A 5076-nucleotide genomic window follows, 5' to 3' on the forward strand; every position below is an offset into this window, starting at 1 on the left:
GACGTAACTCTGCAACCATCTCTCTGAGACCTTGAGGACTCTAGCTATTCCAGCTAGTGGGATTTTTTCTAGCAGTAGTCTCTCTAAAAGGTCATAAGTGTCTTGGATACGCTCTGAAACTCTCTGCCACTGTGGATTTTCTACAAATTGACGACCACAGTCCCGACATTTATAATTTTGTTTGCCATGCCGAGTACACCGTTTTTAACCACTGATACGGACTGGCAGGATGGACATGATGGACTTGATGGACTTGACTCTGACATTGCTTTAATCTGTAACAACCATCTAGATATTTTCCCTCATCCTTTCCTTTTTAGGACTACCGATGTCAACGAAGCACCAACAGCATTAGTTCTCAGCAATAACACGACTCCAGAGAATGTTGTAGCGAATTCTCTAATTGGAACATTTACCAGCACAGACCCTGATACAACTCCTCAGACCTTTACCTATAGTTTGGTTACAGGAACTGGAAGTACTGATAATGCTGCTTTTACGATTGTCAACAACGAATTACGCATTGTTAACTCACCTAATTTTGAAGCGAAGAATAGCTACAGCATTAGAGTTAGAACCACCGATCAAGGAGGTTTATCCTACGAGAAAGTATTCACAGTCAACATTCTCAATGTCAACGAAGCACCAACTTTGTCAGCGATCGCTAATCAAACGATCGCTTCTGGAACATTATTAAGCGTGAATGCGATCGCCACCGATCCAGATCAACCAACCAACCTTACCTATAGCCTCGAACCAAATGCTCCTACAGGAGCTAGTATCAATCCGATTACGGGTGTTTTTACATGGACACCAACCGTATCCCAAGCAGGAACTTACACAATTGGGATTCGCGTCACTGATGATGGTAATCCCAGTCTTAGCGACTTCAAAACTTTTCAAACAGTTGTCATCAATCCCAATCTAGCTCCGACCGACTTAGCTCTTAACCCAAGCTCCATAGCTGAGAATGTGCCCGTTAATACGGAAGTTGGCAGTTTTAGCAGCATCGACCCCGACACAGGTAACAGCTTTACCTATAGCCTAGTTAATGGGATCGGTGATATCAACAATAACCTCTTTACTATTGAGAATGGTAAACTCAAACTCAACTTCTCACCTGACTTTGAGAGCAAAAGCAGTTACTCCATCCGAGTCAAAACCACAGATCAAGGTGGACTAAGTTTTGAAAAAGCACTAATTATTAGCATCACTGATGTCAACGAAGCACCGACAGCATTGGTTCTTAGCAATAACACAACACCAGAAAATGTTACTGCAAATACCTTAATCGGCAAATTTACCAGCACGGATCCAGATTCAACTCCGCAGACTTTTACTTACAGCTTAGTTGCTGGAACTGGAAGTTCGGACAATACTTCTTTCTCAATTATTAATAACGAACTCCACATCGTAAACTCACCTGACTTTGAGACCAATAATAGCTACAGCATCAGAGTTAAGACTACGGATCAAGGTGGGCTATCTTACGAGAAAGTATTCACCGTCAATATCACTAATATTAATGAATCTCCTGTATTTACTAGTGATACTAAAAATAACGGAAGTGCAGGTCAGCCTTACCAATACAATATCACCACATCCGACCCTGAAAATAATAGTCTTGACATTACAGCGGTAAACCTACCATCATGGCTCACCCTTGTAGACAACCATGACGGTACAGCCAAACTCCAAGGCACACCCAGTTTTACCGACTCAGGTATCTATAATATCCAGCTCAAGGCTAGAGAAAATAGCACTTTCGAGCATTTAGAAGCTAACCAAAACTTCTATATCTCCGTAGATCTCAGCCTTAAAGAACAATCGTTCTTTAGCCCTATTCGTTCCATTCCCATTACAATTCCATCTCAGCCATCGATCCTGCAATTCAAAATCGATGGACTTAACTTTGATACCGCTGCTTTAAATTCTATCCATGATGCCTTTGAAGTTTCCTTAGTGGATAGTAATGGTAAACCCTTAACCTTAACGATCGGCGCAGGTAGAAGTAGTTTCTTTAACCTCAGTGAGAGCAATACCCCAGCTCTTACCGCCGCTACGACCTATGACCCCATCACGGGAATTGTCAAATTAAATCTCACGGGTATTCCAGCGAATACTTCAGCTAATCTGGTATTTCGCCTGATCAATGACGATGCAGATACTACTACTCAGGTCACAATCAAGGACTTCACCATTGTCAACGCGCCATTAAATACGTTGCCTGCTCAACAGACCGTACTTCCCGCAAGCCCTTCACCCACTCCTCTAAATTTAGGCAATACGATTGATGTTAGTAGTAGCATTTTGCCTCAGTACGATCGCACGTCTTTCAATCAGGATAGTAAACTTCTATACGCAAGCCTCGCCCTGAAGAATTCAGGCACTTACGCGGTTAACAATCCACTTTTAGTCGCAGTAACTAATATTAGCGACCCTACGGTTCAAGTTCGTAATACCAATGGGTTTACGCCCGATGGATTGCCTTACTATGATTTCAGTGCGTTGGTTAATGATGGCAAGCTAAATCAAGGGCAGATCACCGAAATCGGCAATTTGATTTTCTACAATCCCAATCAAGTCCAGTTTACTTACAAGCTACAAGTTCTTTCCACACTCAACAAACCACCAGTAATTACGAGCCAACCAAACTCAGAAGTAATTGGTGGAAAGACCTATACCTATAATGTCAAAGCTACAGACCCCGACAGCGATAATCTCACCTATAAACTTTTGGTTAATCCTGATGGTATGACCATCAATAGTCAGACTGGTGTGATTACATGGGTAACTACTACAGCGGATATTGGTAACAAGTCCATCAGCGTTGAAGTTAGTGATGGTAGAGGTGGGGTCTCAAAGCAAGACTATAACCTTGCCGTAACGGATATTCCTCCCAATCGTCCTCCCGCATTTGTAACTAATCCTGTAGTTCAAGCTTATATCAATAAGCTGTATCAATATGATTCTCAAGCGATCGACCCCGATCAAGACTCTCTAACCTATAGCGTAGTCATTGGTCCTGATGGATTAAAAGTTGACCCAGCCACAGGGAAAGTAGAATGGACAGCCCCACCATCATTAATTTTGGGTGACACTGTCATTGGGCAGATCAATGTACCTGGACAAAACCAAGAATTTAATTTCTCAGGTAAAGCGGGGCAGAAATTTTACTTTGACCCACTGCAATACACAGGCAGTAGAGAGAATTGGCGTTTTCAAATTTATAGCCCATCGGGACAGTTGGTAGCCAACGAGTATCTTGCGTACTATGACACTCCATTTCTAAGCCTAAATGAGGATGGCAACTATAAAATCGTCATTAATCCAAGTGGAGATACCGTAGGCAGTTATGGCTTTAGAGTGGTTAATCCTGCACTTCTTCCCATTACCAACTTTGACAAGGTAATTAATGACACTCTGAATTTAGGTTCACAAGATAATCTCTATCGCTTTACTGCTAGTAAAGGACAGAAACTTTATTTTGATATGCAAAGTCGTGCTTACGACAAGATGGACTGGGTACTCTACGATCCGCGCAATGTCGCTATTGCTGCTAATGGCTACATGGATGATATGGAAGTAGATATTCAAACTGATGGGGAATATGTTTTAGCAATTCGCGGTAGAGATGCTCTGACTACGAGTAATAGCTATGCATTCAGTATTATTAACTCGCCATTACCCGTAACTCCCATGACTTTGGGAACGACAGTTAGTGGCAATCTTAAAAAGGGTGAACAGGATACATTCACTTTTACAGGAACAGCAGGACAGCAGCTATTCTTCGATTCTTTAGTGCATCCATACAATTCAAGCTACTTTATTGCCTATATTTACGATCCATCAGGCGTGCAAGTAGATACATTTGACAGTCGTAGCGATCGCACTCCAGACAATGCTGGATTGCGTCTTACCTCTGATGGCACATACAAAATCAAGATAGATGGTTCTGGAGAGAACAATGGAGCCTATGCATTCCGTCTTTTAGATAAAGCTGCTGCTACCCCAATAGCTCTAGATACAGAATTTTCTGGAACCTTGGGAAATGGAGGCTACAATATTGAGCTATTTCAGTTTGAACTGACATCTCGTCAGTATCTCTATTTCGACACAACTTCTCTAGGGTATGACAACTATTATCCTGCATACTACAATGCTCAGCCTGGAGGATGGCAGCTTTATGATACTAGTGGTCAGTTGTATTACTCCCAACGCCTTTGGGAAGACAGAGAAGGATGGTTAGAAGCTGGGAAATATACCTTAGCGATACTGGGCTATGGCGCTGGCTATGAGTCACGCTATAAATTTAATCTGGTCACGCCCGAACTGACAACTAAGCCAGCTATCACTTTTGGCAGCGATGTCAGCGGCACTTTGAATGAAAAAGGTGCTCAAGACTATTACACTTTCACAGGCACAGCAGGGCAACTGTTGTATTTTGATTCTTTAAGTAATAATCCAAATAATTTAAGCATTATTGTTTACGATCCCACAGGTCGCGAAGTAGTCAGAACCAATAGTCGTTCAGATCTTAACCCCAGTGACTCTGCGGCACTGAGACTGACTATGAATGGAACCTATAGAATTACCGTAGATGGTGATGGTGAAGCGATAGGCAATTATAAGTTCCGATTGCTGAATAAAGCAGATTCGCCTTTGGTGGCACTAGATACGGATATTGTGGGAACGTTTGATAACGATAATCTTGGTAGTGTGGGTTATCGCTTTAACATTCCGACTCAAACCTATGTGTATATCGATGGTCAGCAAGGTAATGGCTATTGGTATATATACAATGCTAGTGGACAGAGAATTACAGGAACTGGTACCAATAACGATCAAGAGCTATGGCTTGGCGCTGGTGAATATTGGCTGGTGGCTCAAGGCTATGGCTATGGGGATAGCAATTACAAGCTGAGAATTATTACTCCCGATTTAATTTATAACAATATAACTCTCAATACGGCGTTGCACAAATGAAAGATGAATCAAGCAAAGGTAGTAAATGATTTGTACTTAAGATAGTGAATTAACAAACGAATTGAATACCTCAACATTTCTTCCGATTTT

Annotated in this window: 1 protein-coding gene and 1 pseudogene; one reads left to right on the forward strand and one right to left on the reverse strand. The window is 41.9% G+C overall.

Annotated features, from left to right (window positions below):
- A pseudogene (locus tag PSE7429_RS28250) lies at window positions 1-266 on the reverse strand (IS1/IS1595 family N-terminal zinc-binding domain-containing protein); the annotation flags it as partial.
- Window positions 267-651: 385 nt separating this feature from the next.
- Between PSE7429_RS28250 and PSE7429_RS25315 the strand changes: the two are divergent.
- Window positions 652-4986, forward strand: coding sequence for a putative Ig domain-containing protein (locus tag PSE7429_RS25315; RefSeq protein WP_233424402.1), 4335 nt, complete (start codon window positions 652-654; stop codon window positions 4984-4986).
- The last annotated feature ends 90 nt before the right edge of the window (window positions 4987-5076 follow it).

The sequence above is a fragment of the Pseudanabaena biceps PCC 7429 genome, from assembly GCF_000332215.1.
Taxonomy (GTDB): Bacteria; Cyanobacteriota; Cyanobacteriia; order Pseudanabaenales; family Pseudanabaenaceae; genus Pseudanabaena; species Pseudanabaena biceps.